General features: G+C 59.4%; 10 protein-coding genes, 2 tRNA genes and 4 rRNA genes. 5 read left to right on the top strand and 11 right to left on the bottom strand.

Going from position 1 to position 21,499, the window contains the following annotated elements; all coding sequences use genetic code 11:
* Positions 1–11 precede the first annotated feature (11 nt).
* On the bottom strand, positions 12–3,707 hold the full coding sequence (gene metH / locus J0X03_RS01830) for a methionine synthase (protein ID WP_089195244.1): 3,696 nt from the start codon (positions 3,705–3,707) through the stop codon (positions 12–14).
* A gap of 196 nt (positions 3,708–3,903) precedes the next feature.
* On the opposite strand from metH, the gene iclR reads away from it, so the two are divergent.
* From iclR to J0X03_RS01805, 5 genes are all read left to right on the top strand, one after another.
* A complete protein-coding gene (iclR, locus tag J0X03_RS01825; RefSeq protein ID WP_004936648.1) occupies positions 3,904–4,734 on the top strand; it encodes a glyoxylate bypass operon transcriptional repressor IclR in 831 nt (276 codons plus the stop codon).
* A 252-nt stretch (positions 4,735–4,986) separates the two neighbouring features.
* On the top strand, positions 4,987–5,526 hold the full coding sequence (gene gntK / locus J0X03_RS01820; RefSeq protein WP_004936645.1) for a gluconokinase: 540 nt from the start codon (positions 4,987–4,989) through the stop codon (positions 5,524–5,526).
* Positions 5,523–6,860 (top strand): gluconate transporter, encoded by a 1,338-nt coding sequence (gntU, locus tag J0X03_RS01815; RefSeq protein ID WP_025304479.1) that lies wholly within the window; start codon positions 5,523–5,525, stop codon positions 6,858–6,860. Before gntK ends, gntU begins: the two co-directional genes overlap by 4 nt.
* A 98-nt stretch (positions 6,861–6,958) precedes the next feature.
* Entirely contained in the window at positions 6,959–8,773 is a 1,815-nt protein-coding gene (gene edd / locus J0X03_RS01810) for a phosphogluconate dehydratase (RefSeq protein WP_160204663.1), read from the top strand.
* Positions 8,774–8,827: 54 nt separating this feature from the next.
* Positions 8,828–9,469: a bifunctional 4-hydroxy-2-oxoglutarate aldolase/2-dehydro-3-deoxy-phosphogluconate aldolase gene (locus tag J0X03_RS01805; protein WP_025304481.1), complete on the top strand. Its 642-nt coding sequence runs from the start codon at positions 8,828–8,830 to the stop codon at positions 9,467–9,469.
* Position 9,470: 1 nt separating this feature from the next.
* On the opposite strand, the gene aceK is transcribed toward J0X03_RS01805, so the two are convergent.
* The 10 genes from aceK to J0X03_RS01755 form a co-directional block, all read right to left on the bottom strand.
* Positions 9,471–11,225 carry a bifunctional isocitrate dehydrogenase kinase/phosphatase gene (gene aceK / locus J0X03_RS01800; protein ID WP_160204664.1) on the bottom strand — a complete coding sequence of 585 codons (1,755 nt, stop codon included), beginning with the start codon at positions 11,223–11,225 and terminating at the stop codon, positions 9,471–9,473.
* 69 nt (positions 11,226–11,294) lie between these two features.
* Positions 11,295–12,602 carry an isocitrate lyase gene (gene aceA / locus J0X03_RS01795; protein ID WP_033639246.1) on the bottom strand — a complete coding sequence of 436 codons (1,308 nt, stop codon included), beginning with the start codon at positions 12,600–12,602 and terminating at the stop codon, positions 11,295–11,297.
* Positions 12,603–12,643: 41 nt separating this feature from the next.
* Positions 12,644–14,242, bottom strand: coding sequence for a malate synthase A (aceB, locus tag J0X03_RS01790; RefSeq protein ID WP_046687907.1), 1,599 nt, complete (start codon positions 14,240–14,242; stop codon positions 12,644–12,646).
* Between the two features lie 374 nt (positions 14,243–14,616).
* Positions 14,617–15,546 (bottom strand): homoserine O-acetyltransferase MetA, encoded by a 930-nt coding sequence (gene metA, locus J0X03_RS01785; RefSeq protein WP_033644374.1) that lies wholly within the window; start codon positions 15,544–15,546, stop codon positions 14,617–14,619.
* Positions 15,547–15,927: 381 nt separating this feature from the next.
* Positions 15,928–16,043 (bottom strand): 5S ribosomal RNA (rrf, locus tag J0X03_RS01780).
* Positions 16,044–16,088: 45 nt separating this feature from the next.
* A tRNA-Thr gene (locus J0X03_RS01775) sits at positions 16,089–16,164 on the bottom strand.
* Positions 16,165–16,178: 14 nt separating this feature from the next.
* Positions 16,179–16,294 (bottom strand): 5S ribosomal RNA (gene rrf, locus J0X03_RS01770).
* A gap of 99 nt (positions 16,295–16,393) precedes the next feature.
* A 23S ribosomal RNA gene (locus tag J0X03_RS01765) occupies positions 16,394–19,300 on the bottom strand.
* A 239-nt stretch (positions 19,301–19,539) separates the two neighbouring features.
* Positions 19,540–19,615: transfer RNA gene (locus tag J0X03_RS01760), tRNA-Glu, on the bottom strand.
* Between the two features lie 88 nt (positions 19,616–19,703).
* Positions 19,704–21,245, bottom strand: a 16S ribosomal RNA gene (locus tag J0X03_RS01755).
* The 16S, 23S and 5S rRNA genes sit together here with 2 tRNA genes alongside, the layout of an rRNA operon.
* Positions 21,246–21,499: the final 254 nt, after the last annotated feature.

Below are 21,499 nucleotides of genomic sequence, written 5' to 3'. Positions count from 1 at the left end.
AAAGAGGAAAGTCAGTCGGCGTCGTAGCCGAGGTTTGGCGCCAGCCAGCGCTCGACCTCGCTCACGCTCATCCCTTTACGCGCCGCGTAGTCTTCCACCTGATCGCGCTGGATCTGCGCCACCGCGAAGTACTTGCTCTCGGGGTGACTGAAGTACCAGCCGGATACCGCCGCCCCCGGCCACATGGCGAAGGACTCCGTCAGTTCCATACCGGTGTGGCGGTTGACGTCCAACAGCTGCCAGATGGTCGCTTTTTCGGTGTGCTCCGGGCAGGCCGGGTAGCCCGGCGCCGGCCGGATGCCCTGATAGTTTTCCCGGATCAGCTCCTCGTTGCTCAGGCTCTCGTCGGCGGCATAGCCCCAGTGCAGCTTGCGCACCTGTTCGTGCAGGTATTCGGCAAAAGCCTCCGCCAAACGATCCGCCAGCGCCTTGACCATGATTTTGTTGTAATCGTCGTGCTGCGCGTCGTACGCCGCCGCCAGCGCGTCTTCCTCCAGCCCGCCGGTCACCGCGAAGGCGCCGAAGTAGTCGGCTTTGCCGCTGCTTTTCGGCGCCACAAAGTCCGCCAGGCAGTAGTTCGGGAAGTCGGTTTTTTCCGTCTGTTGCCGCAAGTGGCGGCTCACCGCCAGCACCTCGTCACGCCGTTCGTCGCGGTATACCTCCACGTCGTCGCCGACGCGGTTGGCCGGGAACAGGCCGTAAACGCCGCGCGGGTTGAGGCTACGCTCGGCGGCCAACCGATCCAGCATCTGATTGGCGTCATGGAACAGGCGCTTGGCCTCTTCCCCCACCACCTCATCCTCGAGGATGCGCGGGTATTTGCCCGCCAGCGACCAGGTCATGAAGAACGGCGTCCAGTCGATATAGTGGCGCAGCGTCTCGATGCCGGCCGACACCGGAAACACGCCAAGCTGCCGCGGCGCCGGCGGCTGATAGTCGGCCCAGTTCAGCGCCATGGCGTTGGCGCGCGCCTTGTGCAAATCGACCGGCGGCGTGCGCGGCTTTTTGCGCGCGTGTTGAATGCGCACCGTTTCATACTCTTTGCGGGTGCGCGCCACAAACTCGTCGCGCTGGGTGGCGGACAGCAGCGCCGACACCACGCCCACGGTGCGCGAGGCGTTTTGCACGTAGGTGGTCGGGCCGCTGTAGTTCTGCTCGATTTTCACCGCGGTGTGCGCCTTGGAGGTGGTGGCGCCGCCGATCAGCAGCGGCAGCGTAAAGCCCTGGCGCTCCATCTCTTTGGCCACGTTGACCATCTCGTCGAGCGACGGCGTGATCAGCCCCGACAGGCCGATGATGTCGACATTCTCCTCGCGCGCGGTGCGCAGGATTTTCTCCGTCGGCACCATCACGCCAAGATCGACGATTTCATAGTTGTTGCACTGCAGCACCACGCCGACGATGTTCTTGCCGATGTCGTGCACGTCGCCTTTCACCGTCGCCAACAGGATTTTGCCCGCGGAGGTGCCTTGCTGCTTGCTGGCCTCGATGTACGGTTCCAGGTAGGCCACCGCCTGCTTCATCACGCGGGCGGATTTCACCACCTGCGGCAGGAACATCTTGCCCTCGCCGAACAGATCGCCGACCACGTTCATCCCGGCCATCAGCGGCCCTTCGATCACTTCGATCGGGCGTTCGGCCTGCTGCCGCGCTTCTTCGGTGTCCAGTTCGATAAACTCGGTGATGCCCTTCACCAGCGAGTATTCCAGCCGCTTCTCCACCGGCCAGCCGCGCCATTCCGCCTGCTGCACCGCCGCTTCGCCGTCTTTGCTGCCGCGGTACTTTTCCGCCAGTTCCAGCAGGCGTTCGGTGCCGTCCTCGCGACGATTGAGGATCACGTCTTCTACCGCCTCGCGCAGCTCGCCAGGCAGATCGTCGTAAATCGCCAGCTGCCCGGCGTTGACGATGCCCATGTCCATGCCGTTGCGAATGGCGTGATACAGGAATACCGCGTGGATCGCTTCACGCACCGGATCGTTGCCGCGGAACGAGAACGACACGTTGGACACCCCGCCGGAGATCATCGCGTGCGGCAGGTGGGTTTTGATGTCGGCGCAGGCTTCGATAAAGTCGACGGCGTAGTTGTTGTGCTCGTCGATGCCGGTGGCGACGGCGAAGATGTTCGGGTCGAAAATGATGTCTTCCGGCGGGAAACCGACGCGTTCGGTCAAAATTTTATAGGCGCGGCGACAGATCTCGAACTTGCGCTCGCGGGTGTCCGCCTGGCCCACTTCGTCGAACGCCATCACCACCACCGCGGCGCCATAGCGGCGCACCAGCCTGGCGTGGTGGATAAAGGCCTCTTCGCCCTCCTTCATCGAGATCGAGTTGACGATGCCCTTGCCCTGAATGCACTTCAGGCCTTTCTCGATAACGGACCACTTGGAGGAGTCGATCATGATCGGCACCCGGGCGATATCCGGCTCGCCGGCGATCAGGTTGAGGAAGCGCACCATCGCCGCTTCGGCGTCGAGCATCCCCTCATCCATGTTGATGTCGATGATCTGCGCGCCGCTCTCGACCTGCTGGCGCGCCACGTCGAGCGCCTCGTTGTATTTCTCTTCTTTGATCAAGCGTTTGAAACGCGCCGAGCCGGTGACGTTGGTGCGCTCGCCGACGTTGACGAACAGGGTGTTGGCGTCGATGGTCAACGGCTCCAGACCGGCCAGGCGGCAGGCGACCGGGATATCCGGCAGCCGGCGCGGCGGCACGCCCTCGACCGCCTTGGCCATCGCGGCGATATGTTCCGGCGTGGTGCCGCAGCAGCCGCCGATAATATTGAGGAAGCCGGCCTGCGCCCACTCCCCGACCTGGCGCGCCATCTCGGCCGCATCCAGATCGTACTCGCCGAAGGCGTTCGGCAAACCGGCGTTCGGGTGTGCGGTGACGTAGGTCTCCGAGATGCGCGCCAGCTCGGCGACGTACTGACGCAGCTCATCCGGCCCCAGGGCGCAGTTCAGGCCGAAGGTCAGCGGCTTGACGTGGCGCAGTGAATTGTAAAACGCTTCGGTGGTCTGGCCGGACAGGGTGCGGCCGGAGGCGTCGGTGATGGTGCCGGAAATCATGATCGGCAGTTCCACCCCCAGCGCTTCGAATTCGGTTTCCACCGCAAAAGCGGCGGCCTTGGCGTTGAGGGTGTCGAAGATGGTTTCGATCATGATCAGATCGACGCCGCCTTCCACCAGCGCGCGGGTCGATTCGCGGTAAGCCGCCACCAGTTCATCGAACGAGATGTTGCGGAACGCCGGATCGTTGACGTTCGGCGAGATGGACGCGGTGCGGTTGGTCGGCCCCAACACCCCGGCGACGTAGCGCGGTTTTTCCGGCGTGCGCGCCGTCCATTCGTCGGCGCAGGCGCGCGCCAGGCAGGCGGCCTGATAGTTAATCTCGGCCGACAGCGACTCCATGTGGTAGTCGGCCATGGCGATGGAGGTGGAGTTGAAGGTATTGGTCTCAAGGATATCGGCGCCCGCCTCGAGATAGGCGTAATGAATGGCGGTAATCACTTCCGGCTTGGTCAGCACCAGCAGATCGTTATTGCCTTTCAGATCGCTGCGCCAATCGGCGAAACGCTCACCGCGGAAATCGCGCTCGTCCAGGCGATAGCTCTGGATCATGGTGCCCATGCCGCCGTCCAACACCAAAATGCGCTGCGCTAACTGGCGGCGCAGTTGTTCTACTCGATTCGTCACTGTAACCCCTTCCATTGCCATCCAGCCCATTGCTCAACTGCCGCAAAAACCAACGAGTCATCCTAGCACAGCTTGTAAGGACAAAGGGCCAGGCGACAATTGAGAGTTTTTCAGGTTGTGCGCCAACACCTCCGATGAGCTGACGGCGGCTTGCAATTCATCGACAAAAAACGAAAATGAATTCCATCATACGGAAAAAGGAATCTCACCCATGGCCACCCCTGCTCCCGCCAAGCGCGGCAAGAAGCCCCGCGCAGCAGCCCCCGCCGCCAGTGCGGCGACCGGTCAGGTACAATCGTTGACCCGTGGCCTGAAACTGTTGGAATACATTTCGGAAGCCCAGGGCAACGTGGCGCTGACCGATCTGGCCCAGCAGGCCGGCCTGCCGAACTCCACCACTCACCGCCTGCTCACCACCATGCAGCAGCAGGGATTCGTGCGCCAGGTCGGCGATCTCGGCCTGTGGACCATCGGCTCGCACGCCTTTGTGGTCGGCAGCAGCTTCCTGCAAAGCCGCAACCTGCTGGCGATGGTGCATCCGACGCTGCGCCGCCTGATGGAGGAATCCGGCGAAACCGTCAACCTGGCGGTGCTGGATACCAGCGAGTACCAGGCGATCATCATCGATCAGGTGCAGTGCACGGCGCTGATGCGCATGTCGGCGCCGATCGGCGGCAAACTGCCGATGCACGCCTCCGGTGCCGGCAAAGCGTTCCTCGCCACCCTGCCGGACGATCAGGTGACCAAACTGCTGCACAAGAAAGGCATGCACACCTACACGCCGCATACCCTGACGCCGCACAACTTGAAAGAGGGGCTGGCGCAGATCCGCAAACAGGGCTTCTCCTTTGACGACGAAGAGCACGCGCTCGGCCTGCGCTGCGTGGCGGCCTGCATCTTCGACGAGCACCGCGAAGCCTTCGCCGCCATTTCCATCTCAGGCCCGGTGTCGCGCATCACCGACGATCGTGTGATCGAGCTGGGCGCGCTGGTGATCCACGCGGCGAAAGAGATCAGCCTGGCCTACGGCGGCGTGCGCTAATCCTGCTCATCCGAGGGGCGCCCCAGTGCGCCCCTGCTCCCCTGCCATGCTCTGTTGTCAGCATGTAACAGGCTGTCGGCATCCTGTTTAGCGCACAGGAAAAAAGCTTGAAGCCGATCACAGTTAACGATCCTCACGGCGAAAGCCCATTGCAACCGCTCAAACTTCCTTCGACAATGTTACCGATAACATGTTACCGGTAACAATCAAGCTGAACGAAGGTAACGTCACCCGGTGTTTTGGAGCCAAGACATGACCAACAATCAAAATCGCATTTACGTCGTTATGGGCGTTTCCGGCAGCGGCAAGTCCGCCGTCGCCGCCGCCGCGGCCCGCCAACTCTCTGCCGGCTTCCTCGACGGCGACTTCCTGCACCCGCGCAGCAACATCCTGAAGATGGCCGCCGGCGAAGCGTTGAACGACGACGATCGCGCCCCGTGGCTGGCCGCGCTCAACGACGCCGCCTTCGCCATGCAGCGCACCAACAACGTGTCGATCATCGTCTGTTCGGCGTTGAAAAAGCAGTATCGCGACCGCCTGCGCGCCGGCAACGGCAACCTGTCATTCATCTATCTGCACGGCGAGTTCCCGGTGATCGAATCCCGCCTGGCGGCGCGCAACGGCCACTTCTTCAAGCCGCAGATGCTGGTCACCCAGTTCGCCGCGCTGGAGCAACCGGGCGCCGACGAGAACGACGTGATGGCGATCGACATCAATCAGCCGCTGGACGCGGTGATCGCCGATACCGTGCGCCATATCCAGAGCTTCCTGCCGCAGGACGTGTGCGCGTGAGTACCGTAACGCTGGTCGGTACCGCAGTCGGCTCGGTTTTACTGCTGTTATTCCTGGTGATGAAGGCGCGCATGCACGCCTTCGTCGCGCTGATGCTGGTGTCCATCGCCGCCGGCATTTTCTCCGGCATGCCGCTGGAACACATCGCCGACACCATGCAAAAAGGCATGGGCGACACGTTGGGCTTCCTGGCGATCGTGGTGGCGCTCGGGGCGATGTTCGGCAAGATCCTGCATGAGGTCGGCGCACTCGACCAAATTGCGGCGCAATTGCTGAAACGATTCGGACAAAGCAAGGCGCACTACGCGCTCGGCATCGCCGGGCTGATCTGCGCGCTGCCGCTGTTCTTCGACGTGGCGGTGGTGCTGCTGATCGGCATCGTGTTCGCCGTGGCACGCCGCACCGACGGCAATATCGTCAAGCTGGCCATCCCGCTGTTCGCCGGCGTGGCCGCCGCCGCCTCCTTCCTGCTGCCGGGGCCGGTGCCGATGCTGCTGGCGTCGCAGATGAAGGCCGATTTCGGCTGGATGATCGCCATCGGCCTGGTGGCGGCGGTGATCGGCATGCTGATCGCCGGCCCGCTGTACGGCAGCTTTATCAGCCGTTTCGTCAACTGGCCAATGCCGCCGGAAGAGAACGAGCCGACGCTGACCAAGGGCAATCTCCCGTCGTTCGGCTTCAGCCTGGCGCTGGTGCTGTGCCCGCTGGTGCTGGTCGGCATGAAAACCATCGGCGCGCGGCTGGTCACCCCCGGCTCGCAGCTGCAGCAGTGGCTGGAGTTTATCGGCCACCCGTTCACCGCCATCCTGCTGGCCTGCCTGATCGTGATTTACGGTCTGGCGAAGCCGCGCGGCATGAGCAACGAACAGACGCTGGCCATCTGTTCCGCTGCGGTGCAGCCGGCCGGGATCATCCTGCTGATGACCGGCGCCGGCGGGGTGTTCAAGCAGATCCTGGTGGATTCCGGCGTCGGGCCGGCGTTGGGTGACGCCATGATCGGCGCCGGCCTGCCGATCGCCGTGGCCGCCTTCGCGCTGTCAGCCATGGTGCGGGTGATTCAGGGCTCGGCCACCGTCGCCTGCCTGACCACCGTCGGTCTGGTGCTGCCGGTCACCAGTCAGCTCGGTCTGAACGGCGGGCAACTGGCCGCGCTGGCCATCTGCATCGCCGGCGGCTCCATCGTGCTGAGCCACGTCAACGACGCCGGCTTCTGGCTGTTCGGCAAATTCACCGGCGCCAACGAACTGCAAACGCTGAAAACCTGGACGGTGATGGAAACCATTCTGGGCAGCGTCGGCGGCGCCATCGGCATGATTGCATTCACGATGTTTTAAATCCTAAATCGCCCCCGGCCTTGCACACCAGGGCTGCAAATCACCCCCGGGGGCACCGCCACAGGCGGCGACTATAACAACAGCAATGTGAGGAAGGCATGATTAATCCAACCTTGTCCCGTGTCACACAGCGCATCATCGACCGTTCCCAGGCCAGCCGCGCCGCCTATCTGGCGCGTATCGAGGCGGCCCGCTCCCAAACCGTCCACCGCGCGCAGCTCGCCTGCGGCAACCTGGCCCACGGCTTCGCCGCCTGTCAGCCCGATGACAAGGCGTCGCTGAAAAACATGGTGCGCAGCGATATCGCCATCATCACCGCTTACAATGACATTCTGTCGGCCCACCAGCCGTACGAACACTACCCGCAGCGGCTGAAGCAGGCGCTGAAGGCGGTCGGCGCCGTGGGCCAGGTGGCCGGCGGCGTGCCGGCGATGTGCGACGGGGTGACGCAGGGGCAGGACGGCATGGAGCTGTCGCTGATGAGCCGCGACGTGATCGCCATGTCGGCCGCCGTCGGCCTGTCGCACAATATGTTCGACGGCGCGCTGTTCCTCGGCATCTGCGACAAGATCGTGCCGGGGCTGGTGATGGCCGCCCTCTCCTTCGGCCACCTGCCCGCGCTGTTCGTGCCGGCCGGCCCGATGAGCAGCGGCCTGCCGAACAAGGAAAAAGTGCGCGTGCGCCAGCTGTACGCCGAGGGCAAGGCCGACCGTTTGGCGCTGCTGGAGGCCGAGGCGGCCTCTTATCACGGCATCGGCACCTGCACCTTCTACGGCACCGCCAACACCAACCAGATGGTGATGGAAGTGATGGGTCTGCATCTGCCGGGCGCCTCCTTCGTCCATCCGGACACGCCGCTGCGCGACGCGCTGAACGATGCCGCCGCGCGCCAGGTGACCCGACTGACCGATACCGCCGGCAACTACCTGCCGATCGGCCGCCTGGTGGACGAGAAAGTGGTGGTGAACGGCATCGTCTCGCTGCTGGCCACCGGCGGCTCCACCAACCTGACCATGCATCTGGTGGCGATGGCGCGGGCGGCGGGCATCATCATCACCTGGGACGATTTCTCGGAGCTGTCGGAGGCGGTGCCGCTGCTGTGCCGCATCTACCCGAACGGCCCGGCCGACATCAACCAATTCCAGGCCGCCGGCGGCGTGCCGCTGGTGGTGCGCGAGCTGCTGCAACACGGCCTGCTGCACGAAGACGTGCACACCGTGGCCGGTTTCGGCCTGCGCCGCTACACCCAGGAACCGTGGCTGGACAACGGCCAATTGATATGGCGCGAAGGCGTGGCCGGCTCGCTCGACGCCAGCGTGATCGCCAGCGTGGCCCAGCCGTTCGAACATCATGGCGGCACCAAAGTGATGGCCGGCAATCTGGGCCGCGCAGTGATGAAAACTTCGGCGGTGCCCGCCGATAACCAGATCATCGAAGCACCGGCGGTGGTGTTCGACAGCCAGCACGATATCGTGCCGGCGTTCGAAGCCGGCAAGCTGGATCGCGATTGCGTGGTGGTGGTGCGCTTCCAGGGGCCGCAGGCCAACGGCATGCCAGAGCTGCACAAGCTGATGCCGCCGCTGGGCGTGTTGATGGATCGCGGCTTCAAAGTGGCGCTGGTGACCGACGGCCGCCTGTCCGGCGCCTCCGGCAAGGTGCCTTCCGCCATTCACGTCACCCCGGAAGCCTATACCGGCGGCCTGTTGGCGAAAGTGCGCGACGGCGATCCGATCCGCGTCAACGGCCGCAGCGGCGAGCTGCAGGTGCTGGTCGACGCTGACGAGTTGGCGCGGCGCACGCCTTGCCAACCCGATCTGAGCGCCGAACACATCGGCTGCGGCCGCGAGCTGTTCGGCGCGCTGCGCAGCCAGCTGTCAGGCGCCGAGCAGGGCGCCTGCTGCATCAAATTTTAATCGATAGCCTGGCCGCATCGCCGCCTGGCGGCGGCCACAGAGGAGAACGTCAGCATGAACAAGTGGACAACAAGCGCCGAGCAGATCCTGACGGCGGGGCCGGTGGTGCCGGTCATCGTGATCAACAAGCTGGAACATGCGGTGCCGCTGGCGAAAGCGCTGGTCGCCGGCGGCGTGCGGGTGCTGGAGGTGACGCTGCGCACCGCCTGCGCCATGGACGCCATTCGCGCCATCGCCCAAGAGGTGCCGGAAGCGATCATCGGCGCCGGTACGGTGATCAATCCGCAGCAGCTGCGGGAAGTGACCGAGGCCGGCGCGCAGTTCGCCATCAGCCCGGGGCTGACCGACGAGCTGCTCAAAGCCGCCACCGCCGGTTCCATTCCCCTTATACCGGGCATCAGCACCGTTTCCGAGCTGATGCAGGGCATGGATTACGGCCTGCGCGAATTTAAATTCTTCCCGGCGGAAGCCAACGGCGGCGTAAAAGCGCTGCAGGCGATCGGCGGCCCATTCCCGCAGGTGCGTTTCTGCCCGACCGGCGGCATCTCGCCGGACAATTACCGCAGCTATCTGGCGCTGAAAAGCGTGCTGTGCATCGGCGGCTCCTGGCTGGTGCCGGCGGACGCGCTCGAAAGCGGCGACTACGCGCGCATTACCGAACTGGCGCGCGCCGCCGTCGCGGGCGCCCAGGCCTGATTTACATCGCAGCGGTGGCGGCCGGCAGCGCCGCCCCGCTGCGCTGGCTGAACCGCTGCTTCTTGCGATAAGCGAACACGTCTTCCACATGCCCCTCGCGGATGCGCTGCTGCAACCCGCGCCAATACTCCGCGGTAAACAGATCGCTGTGCAACTCTTCAAACACCTGCCGAATGCGCCGATCGCCGCACAGGAAGTGGCGGAACTCTTCCGGGAACACATCGTTGGGCGCGATGCTGTACCACGGCTCGCTGGCCAGCTCGTCCTCCGGATAACGCGGCGGCGGAATGTCGCGGAAGTTGACCTCGGTCATGTAGCAAATCTCGTCGTAGTCGTAGAACACCACACGCCCGTGGCGCGTCACGCCGAAGTTCTTGAACAGCATATCGCCGGGGAAAATATTGGCGGCGGCCAACTGCTTGATCGCATTGCCGTACTCTTCAATCGCATCGCGCATTTGCTGGTCGTTGGCCTGCTCCAGATACAGGTTCAGCGGCGTCATGCGCCGTTCCATATACAGATGTTTGATCACGATGCGATCGCCGAGATCTTCCAGCTTGCCCGGCACTTCACGCCGCAGCTCCGCCAATAGCTCAGGGCTGAGACGCGCCTTGTCGACGACGAAATTTTCGTACTCCTGAGTATCCGCCATGCGCCCGACGCGATCGTGCTCTTTCACCAGCTGATAGCAAGCCATCACCTGCGCCTGCGTCACCTCTTTCTGCGGGGCGAACTCATCCTTGATCACTTTAAACACCCGATCGAAGGACGGCAGGGTGAACACCAGCATCACCATGCCTTTCACGCCCGGCGCGATGATGAACTGTTCCTGTGAGTGCGCCATAAAGGTCAGGTATTCGCGATAGCATTCGGTTTTGCCGTGTTTTTGGCAGCCGATCGCCATGTACAGCTCGGCGGTGGTCTTGCCCGGCAGGATCTCGCGCAGCCACTCCACCATCGCCGCCGGCAGCGGTGCGTAGACCATGAAATAAGAGCGGGCGAAACCGAAGACGATGCTGGCCTCGGCCTTGCCGGTCAGGCAGGCGTCGATAAACAGCGCGCCCGATTCGCTGTGGTGAATCGGCAACAGGAACGGGTAAACGCCGTCGGCCAGGCGCAACTTGCCGACCAGCCAGGCGGCCTTGTTGCGATAGAACAGCTCGTTGGCGATCTGGAAGGTCGCCCCCGTCAGTTGCTGTGGGCTGAAGGCGCGTTGCAGCGCCTGATTGATGTAGCGAATGTCGCGTGTCAGATCCTCCCACGGCAACCGCAGCGGCAGATCGCTCAAGATGCTGCGCAGCATCGCCGGCAGATCGCCATTGGGGGTAAAATCGCGCGCCAGCGGACGCGGAATGTCGCGAAAACGCCGTTCCGGCTGCGAACTGAAGACGAACAGCTTGTCCGGCGTCAGATCGCGATGCTTGAACAACCGGCAATAGACCGAGTTGAAGAAGCTTTCGGCGATCTCAAAACGCGGGTAGTCCGGCAGCAGGTCGATATAGACCGCTTTGACCCGGCTGGGGAAGTCGGCGTCGAAATATTTCTGCCCGGTGATGCATTTAAGCTGCTCCACCACCAGACCGACGTGATGGTCGTACAGATGGATGCGCTTTTTCATCGCCTGCTGCACCGCCGGCCAATCCGCCTGCTCAAAGCGCTGCTGCGCGCCGGCGGTCACTTCCAGAAAGCGGCCGTACTGCGCATCGAAGCCCTGCAGGATCGTCTGTGCGATCAACAACTCCAGTTTTGCCGCCATCCTTACCCCCGCCAGAAAAAGAAGCCTGCGCATGCAGGCTCCGGGTGAAACGTCTTCAAGCTTGCCGCATCAGAACTGCTGTTCTTCCGTCGAACCGGTCAGCGCAGTGACCGAAGAGGCGCCGCCCTGAATGATGGTGGTGACCTTGTCGAAGTAGCCGGTGCCCACCTCTTGCTGGTGCGACGCGAAGGTGTAACCGCGCTCCACCGCGGCGAACTCCGCCTGCTGCACCTTCTCGACGTAGTGTTTCATCCCTTCGCCCTGCGCATAGGCGTGCGCCAGGTCGAACATGTTGAACCACATGCTGTGGATGCCCGCCAGCGTGATGAACTGATACTTGTAGCCCATGTCCGACAGCGCCTGCTGGAAGCGGGCGATGGTCTGGTCGTCGAGGTTCTTCTTCCAGTTGAACGACGGCGAGCAGTTGTAGGCCAGCAGCTTGCCTGGGTATTTGGCGTGGATGGCGTCGGCGAAGCGCTGGGCGGCATCCAGATCCGGCGTTGAGGTTTCGCACCACACCATATCGGCGTAAGGGGCATAAGCCAGACCGCGGCTGATCGCCTGCTCGACGCCGGCATGGGTGCGGAAGAAGCCTTCCGCCGTACGCTCGCCGGTGACGAAGGCGCTGTCATACGGATCGCAGTCAGAGGTCAGCAGGTCGGCCGCATCGGCGTCGGTACGGGCGATCACCAGCGTCGGCACGCCGAGCACGTCGGCCGCCAGGCGCGCGGCGACCAGTTTCTGGATCGCTTCTTGCGTCGGCACCAGCACTTTGCCGCCCATATGGCCGCATTTCTTCACCGCCGCCAGCTGATCTTCGAAGTGCACCCCGGCGGCCCCGGCGGTAATCATCGCTTTCATCAGCTCAAAGGCGTTCAATACGCCGCCGAAGCCGGCTTCCGCATCAGCGACGATCGGCAGGAAATAATCGGTGTACCCTTTGCTGCCCGGCTCAATCTGGTTCGCCCATTGGATCTGATCGGCGCGGCGGAAGGTGTTGTTGATGCGCTCGACCACCTTCGGCACCGAGTCCACCGGATACAGCGATTGGTCAGGGTACATGGCCGCTGCGCTGTTGGCGTCGGCCGCCACCTGCCAACCGGACAAGTAGATAGCCTCGACGCCGGCTTTGGCCTGCTGCAGCGCCTGGCCGCCGGTCAGCGCGCCCAGGCAGTTCACGTAGCCTTTGCGCGCCTTGCCGTTCAGCAACGCCCACAGTTTGGCGGCGCCGTTTTGCGCCAGGGTGCATTCCGGGTTGACCGAACCGCGCAGATTGATCACGTCTTCGGCGCTGTAAGGGCGAGTGATGCCTTCCCAACGGGCCGATTTCCATTCCTGTTCCAGCTGCTGGATCTGTTGAGAGCGAGAGGTAGACATAATTTTTATCCTTTCAGTCATGTAGGGTTGATTGGGAAAGTTCAGGCCAGCAGCTCATAGCCGGGCAACGTCAGGAAATCGATTAATTCATCTTGCGTGGTGATGCGCTCCATCAGGCGCGCCGCCTCTTCGAACCGGCCGGCGTTAAAGCGCGCTTCCCCTACTTCTTCACGCACCACCAACATCTCTTCTTGCAACATCTGGCGGAACAGCGCCTTGGTGACCGGGCGCCCGTCGTTCAGGCTCTTCTCGTGGTGGATCCACTGCCAGATAGACGTACGGGAGATCTCCGCCGTCGCCGCATCTTCCATCAAACCGTAAATCGGCACGCAGCCGTTACCGGAGATCCAGGCTTCGATGTACTGCACCGCCACGCGGATATTGGCGCGCATCCCCGCTTCGGTGCGTTCGCCGTCGCACGGTTCCAGCAGTTGCGCGGCGCTGATCGGCGCATCCTGCTCACGCAGCACGTCCAGCTGGTTTTGACGATCGCCCAATGCGTTGCCGAACACCTCCATCACCGTGTCCGCCAAGCCCGGGTGCGCCACCCAGGTGCCGTCGTGGCCATTGTTGGCTTCCAGCTCTTTGTCCGCCCGTACCTTGTTCAGCACCCAGGCGTTTTTTTCGGCGTCTTTGCTCGGGATAAACGCCGCCATGCCGCCCATGGCGAAGGCGCCGCGCTTATGACAGGTTTTGATCAACAGGCGCGAATAGGCGCTGAGGAAAGGTTTTTCCATGGTCACCGACTGACGGTCCGGCAGCACGCGATCGCCGTGGTTCTTCAGCGTTTTGATGTAGCTGAAGATGTAATCCCAGCGGCCGCAGTTCAGACCGACGATGTGATCGCGCAGGTGATACAGGATCTCGTCCATCTGGAACACCGCCGGCAGAGTTTCGATCAGCACGGTCGCCTTGATGGTGCCGCGCGGCAGATCGAAACGATCCTCGGTAAAGCTGAAGACATCGCTCCACCAGGCAGCTTCCTCCCAGGACTGGGTTTTCGGCAGGTAGAAATACGGGCCGCTGCCCTTGGCCAGCAGCTGGCGATAGTTGTGGTAGAAGTACAGCGCGAAATCGAACAGGCCGCCGGGAATGGCCTCATCACGCCACAGCACGTGCTTCTCCGGCAGATGCAGACCGCGTACGCGAGCGATCAATACCGCCGGGTTCGGTTTCAGCTGGTAGATTTTGCCGGCTTCATTGGTGTAGGAAATGGTGCCGTTAACCGCATCGTGCAGGTTGATTTGACCGTCGATGACTTTGTCCCAGCTTGGCGCCAGCGAGTCTTCGAAGTCCGCCATAAACACTTTTACGTTGGCGTTCAACGCATTGATCACCATCTTGCGCTCGACCGGCCCGGTGATCTCTACCCGGCGATCGCGCAGGTCTTGCGGAATACCGCGGATCTGCCAATTGCCTTCACGAATGGAAGTGGTTTCCGAAATAAACCCAGGCAATTCGCCGCGATCGATATTTTGTTGCCAGCGGGCACGCGCCGCCAACAGCTCATTGCGACGTGGCGTGAATTTCCCCACCAGTTCCGCCAGAAATTCAACCGCTTCATCCGTTAACACCTGGCGCTCCGCAGCGGCGAAACCCTGCGTAAACCTTAACTCCGTGCCTGCTATCTGTTGCGTCATGACCTTGCTCCTTCCCATCGTTGCACCCGGGCGACCGGCGCATTTTCATCAGAAATCACTGTGGATCAGGGCGGATGAAACGATCCTAAACTGGTCAGATCTCATCCCGATAGCGTTAAGAATACCCAACAAAAAATAAAAATCAAAAACCATTTCCATTTTATTATTAAATATTTTATTAACACTTTATTATCAATTGGTTAGGATAAATAACACGATCAACAGGTAAGGAAATCGGTTCCAATAGAATTGCAAAGACGGACTAACGCGTTGTTAGGCAATGGTTTTTTGGGAGAATTGACGGGTAAAAAGAGGATCGTGCAGAGGATGAGCAGTGCGGCGGCCTCGATTCAGCCGCCGGCAGGCAGAAAAGATCAGTCGAGAGTCGGATTCATATGGCGCAGATCGTAAGGCGTGATCTGGTAGACGTAATAATTGAGCCAATTGGAAAACAGCAGGTGGCCATGGCTGCGCCAGGTGGCTTTCGGTGTCAGTGCGGGGTTGTCATCGGGGAAGTAGTTGAGCGGTACGGCAGGATCGAGGCCAGCTTCGTTGTCGCGACAATACTCTCCCGCCAGCGTCATTGTATCGTATTCCGGATGGCCGGTGACGAACGCCAGTCGCTTATCCCTGCTGGCGAACAGGTAGGCGCCGGCCTGCTCGGATTCGGCCAGGATGTCCAGGTCGGTATATTGGCGAATCACCTCGGTCGGGAAATCGGCATAGCGCGAATGCGGCGCCAGGAAGCTTTCGTCGAAGCCGCGCGTCAGCAACGCATGCTGCTGCAGCGTTTGGTGCGGATAAACGCCGGAGAGCTTCACTTCGCGCGTCATCTTGGGAATGCCGTACAGGATATTCAACGCCGCCTGTACCGCCCAGCACACGAACAGCGTGGAGGTAACGTGGTTCTTAGCCCAGTCGATCACACGCTCGATCTGCGGCCAGTAGGCAACATCGCAGAAATCGACCAGCCCCAGCGGCGCGCCGGTGACGATCAGGCCATCGAAGTTCTCGTTCTGAATATCCTCGAAGTCGCAGTAGAAGTTGTTCAGATGCTCGGCCGGCGTGTTCTTCGATTCGCGGCTGTCGATGCGCAGCAGCTGGATATCAATCTGCAGCGGCGAGTTGGACAGCAGGCGCAAAAACTGGTTTTCCGTTTCGATCTTCTTTGGCATCAGGTTGAGGATCAGCACTTTCAGCGGCCTGATTTCCTGTGTTTTTGCCCGCGAGGATGTCATCACGAAGACATTCTCACCGCGCAAGAAATTGACCGCAGGTAACTCATCAGGAACACGAATCGGCATTGCTTAACCCTCACACATCCATTTATACGTTTAGACTTCTAGATGCCCGAAGATAGCGTTTTTTTCCGTCGATGTCGAGCGTTCAGCGGAAAGGTGAAAATGTTTCATTGCGCGATCTGCGTCAGGATCTTGGCAGGGAGGATGAGAGGCACGGAAAGCAAAAAGGCCATCCTTTCGGATGGCCTCTTGGCTTATTTGATGCTTGGCAGTGTCCTACAGTATTCGTCTCATCCTGAGACTCTCCCCTGCGGGGCCGCCGCAAGCGGCGTTAAGGCCCGTCGGGAACGGGCCTTTCGCATGCCCATGCTCGAGCAGAACGCCAGATAACAGACAAAACAAAAAGCCCCATGCTTTCGCATGAGGCTTGTTGTTTTATTTGATGCTTGGCAGTGTCCTACTCTCGCATGGGGAGGCCCCACACTACCATCGGCGCTACGGCGTTTCACTTCTGAGTTCGGCATGGGGTCAGGTGGGACCACCGCGCTATTGCCGCCAAGCAAATTCTTTTTTCTGCCGAACTTCTAAACCCACTTTAAATAAAGTGGTGCTGATACCCAGAGTCGAACTGGGGACCTCACCCTTACCAAGGGTGCGCTCTACCAACTGAGCCATATCAGCACGCTTAATTTGATGCCTGGCAGTGTCCTACTCTCGCATGGGGAGACCCCACACTACCATCGGCGCTACGGCGTTTCACTTCTGAGTTCGGCATGGGGTCAGGTGGGACCACCGCGCTATTGCCGCCAGGCAAATTCTGTTTCATTCCAACCGCCTCACTTCCGTGAAGCCATCAGAACCAATCTCGGAACGTCGCTGAAAATCTCTCTAAAAACACCTTCGGTGTTGTAAGGTTAAGCCTCACGGATCATTAGTACTGGTTAGCTCAATGCATCGCTGCACTTACACACCCAGCCTATCAACGTCTTAGTCTTAAACGTTCCTTCAGGGGCCTTAAAGGCCCAGGGAAGACTCATCTTGAGGCAAGTTTCGCGCTTAGATGCTTTCAGCGCTTATCTTTTCCGCACTTAGCTACCGGGCAATGCCATTGGCATGACAACCCGAACACCAGTGGTGCGTTCACTCCGGTCCTCTCGTACTAGGAGCAACCCCTCTCAATCTTCCAACGCCCACGGCAGATAGGGACCGAACTGTCTCACGACGTTCTAAACCCAGCTCGCGTACCACTTTAAATGGCGAACAGCCATACCCTTGGGACCTACTTCAGCCCCAGGATGTGATGAGCCGACATCGAGGTGCCAAACACCGCCGTCGATATGAACTCTTGGGCGGTATCAGCCTGTTATCCCCGGAGTACCTTTTATCCGTTGAGCGATGGCCCTTCCATTCAGAACCACCGGATCACTAAGACCTACTTTCGTACCTGCTCGAGCCGTCACTCTCGCAGTCAAGCTAGCTTATGCCTTTGCACTAACCTCACGATGTCCGACCGTGATTAGCTAACCTTCGTGCTCCTCCGTTACTCTTTGGGAGGAGACCGCCCCAGTCAAACTACCCACCAGACACTGTCCTCACCCCGGATCACGGGGCCGAGTTAGAACATCAAACATTAAAGGGTGGTATTTCAAGGATGGCTCCACGCAGACTGGCGTCCACGCTTCAAAGCCTCCCACCTATCCTACACATCAAGGCTCAATGTTCAGTGTCAAGCTATAGTAAAGGTTCACGGGGTCTTTCCGTCTTGCCGCGGGTACACTGCATCTTCACAGCGAGTTCAATTTCACTGAGTCTCGGGTGGAGACAGCCTGGCCATCATTACGCCATTCGTGCAGGTCGGAACTTACCCGACAAGGAATTTCGCTACCTTAGGACCGTTATAGTTACGGCCGCCGTTTACTGGGGCTTCGATCAAGAGCTTCGCCTTGCGGCTGACCCCATCAATTAACCTTCCAGCACCGGGCAGGCGTCACACCGTATACGTCCACTTTCGTGTTTGCACAGTGCTGTGTTTTTATTAAACAGTTGCAGCCAGCTGGTATCTTCGACTGGCTTCAGCTCCATCCGCGAGGGACTTCACCTACATGCCAGCGTGCCTTCTCCCGAAGTTACGGCACCATTTTGCCTAGTTCCTTCACCCGAGTTCTCTCAAGCGCCTTGGTATTCTCTACCTGACCACCTGTGTCGGTTTGGGGTACGATTTAATGTTACCTGGAGCTTAGAGGATTTTCCTGGAAGCAGGGCATCAACTACTTCTGCACCGTAGTGCATCGTCATCACGCCTCAGGGTTAGTATGCAACCGGATTTACCAGGTCACACCCCCTACACGCTTAAACCGGGACAACCGTCGCCCGGCTAGCCTAGCCTTCTCCGTCCCCCCTTCGCAGTAACACCAAGTACAGGAATATTAACCTGTTTCCCATCGACTACGCTTTTCAGCCTCGCCTTAGGGGTCGACTCACCCTGCCCCGATTAACGTTGGACAGGAACCCTTGGTCTTCCGGCGAGCGGGCTTTTCACCCGCTTTATCGTTACTTATGTCAGCATTCGCACTTCTGATACCTCCAGCAACCCTCACAGGCCACCTTCAACGGCTTACAGAACGCTCCCCTACCCAACAACGCTAAGCGTCGCTGCCGCAGCTTCGGTGCATGGTTTAGCCCCGTTACATCTTCCGCGCAGGCCGACTCGACCAGTGAGCTATTACGCTTTCTTTAAATGATGGCTGCTTCTAAGCCAACATCCTGGCTGTCTATGCCTTCCCACATCGTTTCCCACTTAACCATGACTTTGGGACCTTAGCTGGCGGTCTGGGTTGTTTCCCTCTTCACGACGGACGTTAGCACCCGCCGTGTGTCTCCCGTGATAACATTCTTCGGTATTCGGAGTTTGCATCGGTTTGGTAAGCCGGGATGGCCCCCTAGCCGAAACAGTGCTCTACCCCCGAAGATGAGTTCACGAGGCGCTACCTAAATAGCTTTCGGGGAGAACCAGCTATCTCCCGGTTTGATTGGCCTTTCACCCCCAGCCACAAGTCATCCGCTAATTTTTCAACATTAGTCGGTTCGGTCCTCCAGTTAGTGTTACCCAACCTTCAACCTGCCCATGGCTAGATCACCGGGTTTCGGGTCTATACCTTGCAACTAATCGCCCAGTTAAGACTCGGTTTCCCTACGGCTCCCCTATACGGTTAACCTTGCTACAAAATATAAGTCGCTGACCCATTATACAAAAGGTACGCAGTCACACCACGAAGGTGCTCCCACTGCTTGTACGTACACGGTTTCAGGTTCTATTTCACTCCCCTCGCCGGGGTTCTTTTCGCCTTTCCCTCACGGTACTGGTTCACTATCGGTCAGTCAGGAGTATTTAGCCTTGGAGGATGGTCCCCCCATATTCAGACAGGATGTCACGTGTCCCGCCCTACTCATCGAACTCACGACCTGTGCATTTTAGTGTACGGGGCTATCACCCTTTGCTGCGCGACTTTCCAGACGCTTCCACTAACACACAAGCCGATTCAGGTTCTGGGCTCCTCCCCGTTCGCTCGCCGCTACTGGGGGAATCTCGGTTGATTTCTTTTCCTCGGGGTACTTAGATGTTTCAGTTCCCCCGGTTCGCCTCATGCCACTATGTATTCATGACATGATAGTGTGTCGAAACACACTGGGTTTCCCCATTCGGGTATCGCCGGTTGTAACGGTTCATATCACCTTACCGACGCTTTTCGCAGATTAGCACGCCCTTCATCGCCTCTGACTGCCTAGGCATCCACCGTGTACGCTTAGTCACTTAACCTCACAACCCGAAGATGTTTCCATCGTTCGCGCTGCAAACATTTGAGAGACTCTATGACAGGTTACTCTTTATCCCAATACATCTACGGAGGGATAAATTTCAGCCGTCATGTTTCAATTTTCAGCTTGTTCCAGATTATTAAAGAGCAATATCTTAAACATGACTCGGAAGTCATCTTTAAGATATGGTGTATCGTCAGACACTTGAGACCGCCGCTTTCACCGGGTGGGTCGGAAGCTTGGCGTCCCCTAGGGGATTCGAACCCCTGTTACCGCCGTGAAAGGGCGGTGTCCTAGGCCTCTAGACGAAGGGGACACGACACCGTACTTTTATGACGCTTTTGCTCGTTACTTTTTCATCAGACAATCTGTGTGAGCACGCCACTCGAACTAATATCTTTAGGTAAGGAGGTGATCCAACCGCAGGTTCCCCTACGGTTACCTTGTTACGACTTCACCCCAGTCATGAATCACAAAGTGGTAAGCGCCCTCCCGAAGGTTAAGCTACCTACTTCTTTTGCAACCCACTCCCATGGTGTGACGGGCGGTGTGTACAAGGCCCGGGAACGTATTCACCGTAGCATTCTGATCTACGATTACTAGCGATTCCGACTTCATGGAGTCGAGTTGCAGACTCCAATCCGGACTACGACGTACTTTATGAGGTCCGCTTGCTCTCGCGAGGTCGCTTCTCTTTGTATACGCCATTGTAGCACGTGTGTAGCCCTACTCGTAAGGGCCATGATGACTTGACGTCATCCCCACCTTCCTCCAGTTTATCACTGGCAGTCTCCTTTGAGTTCCCGGCCGAACCGCTGGCAACAAAGGATAAGGGTTGCGCTCGTTGCGGGACTTAACCCAACATTTCACAACACGAGCTGACGACAGCCATGCAGCACCTGTCTCAGAGTTCCCGAAGGCACCGATCCATCTCTGGAAAGTTCTCTGGATGTCAAGAGTAGGTAAGGTTCTTCGCGTTGCATCGAATTAAACCACATGCTCCACCGCTTGTGCGGGCCCCCGTCAATTCATTTGAGTTTTAACCTTGCGGCCGTACTCCCCAGGCGGTCGATTTAACGCGTTAGCTCCGGAAGCCACGCCTCAAGGGCACAACCTCCAAATCGACATCGTTTACAGCGTGGACTACCAGGGTATCTAATCCTGTTTGCTCCCCACGCTTTCGCACCTGAGCGTCAGTCTTCGTCCAGGGGGCCGCCTTCGCCACCGGTATTCCTCCAGATCTCTACGCATTTCACCGCTACACCTGGAATTCTACCCCCCTCTACGAGACTCTAGCTTGCCAGTTTCAAATGCAGTTCCCAGGTTGAGCCCGGGGATTTCACATCTGACTTAACAAACCGCCTGCGTGCGCTTTACGCCCAGTAATTCCGATTAACGCTTGCACCCTCCGTATTACCGCGGCTGCTGGCACGGAGTTAGCCGGTGCTTCTTCTGCGAGTAACGTCAATTGATGAACGTATTAAGTTCACCACCTTCCTCCTCGCTGAAAGTGCTTTACAACCCGAAGGCCTTCTTCACACACGCGGCATGGCTGCATCAGGCTTGCGCCCATTGTGCAATATTCCCCACTGCTGCCTCCCGTAGGAGTCTGGACCGTGTCTCAGTTCCAGTGTGGCTGGTCATCCTCTCAGACCAGCTAGGGATCGTCGCCTAGGTGAGCCATTACCCCACCTACTAGCTAATCCCATCTGGGCACATCTGATGGCAAGAGGCCCGAAGGTCCCCCTCTTTGGTCTTGCGACGTTATGCGGTATTAGCTACCGTTTCCAGTAGTTATCCCCCTCCATCAGGCAGTTTCCCAGACATTACTCACCCGTCCGCCGCTCGTCACCCGGGGAGCAAGCTCCCCTGTGCTACCGCTCGACTTGCATGTGTTAAGCCTGCCGCCAGCGTTCAATCTGAGCCATGATCAAACTCTTCAATTAAAAGCTTGATTTGCTTCCACTCGAGAAGCGATGCTCAAAGATTTACTGCATGAATTTTACTTCAGTTAGTCACTCTTCAAGACTTGATATTTTTTTGCATCCGAAGATGCTGGATATCGTCTTGTGGAGTGCCCACACAGATTGTCTGATAAATTGTTAAAGAGCAGTGAGTTAGGCGCTTTCGCTTGCTAACTCGAGGTGGCGTATATTACGCTTTCCTCTTTCAGAGTCAACCCTAATTTTCAGGATTTTTT

Origin of the sequence: Serratia ureilytica, assembly GCF_017309605.1 — a bacterium.
Classification (GTDB): domain Bacteria; phylum Pseudomonadota; class Gammaproteobacteria; order Enterobacterales; family Enterobacteriaceae; genus Serratia; species Serratia ureilytica.
This window is presented reverse-complemented; position numbering and strand designations above follow the sequence as displayed.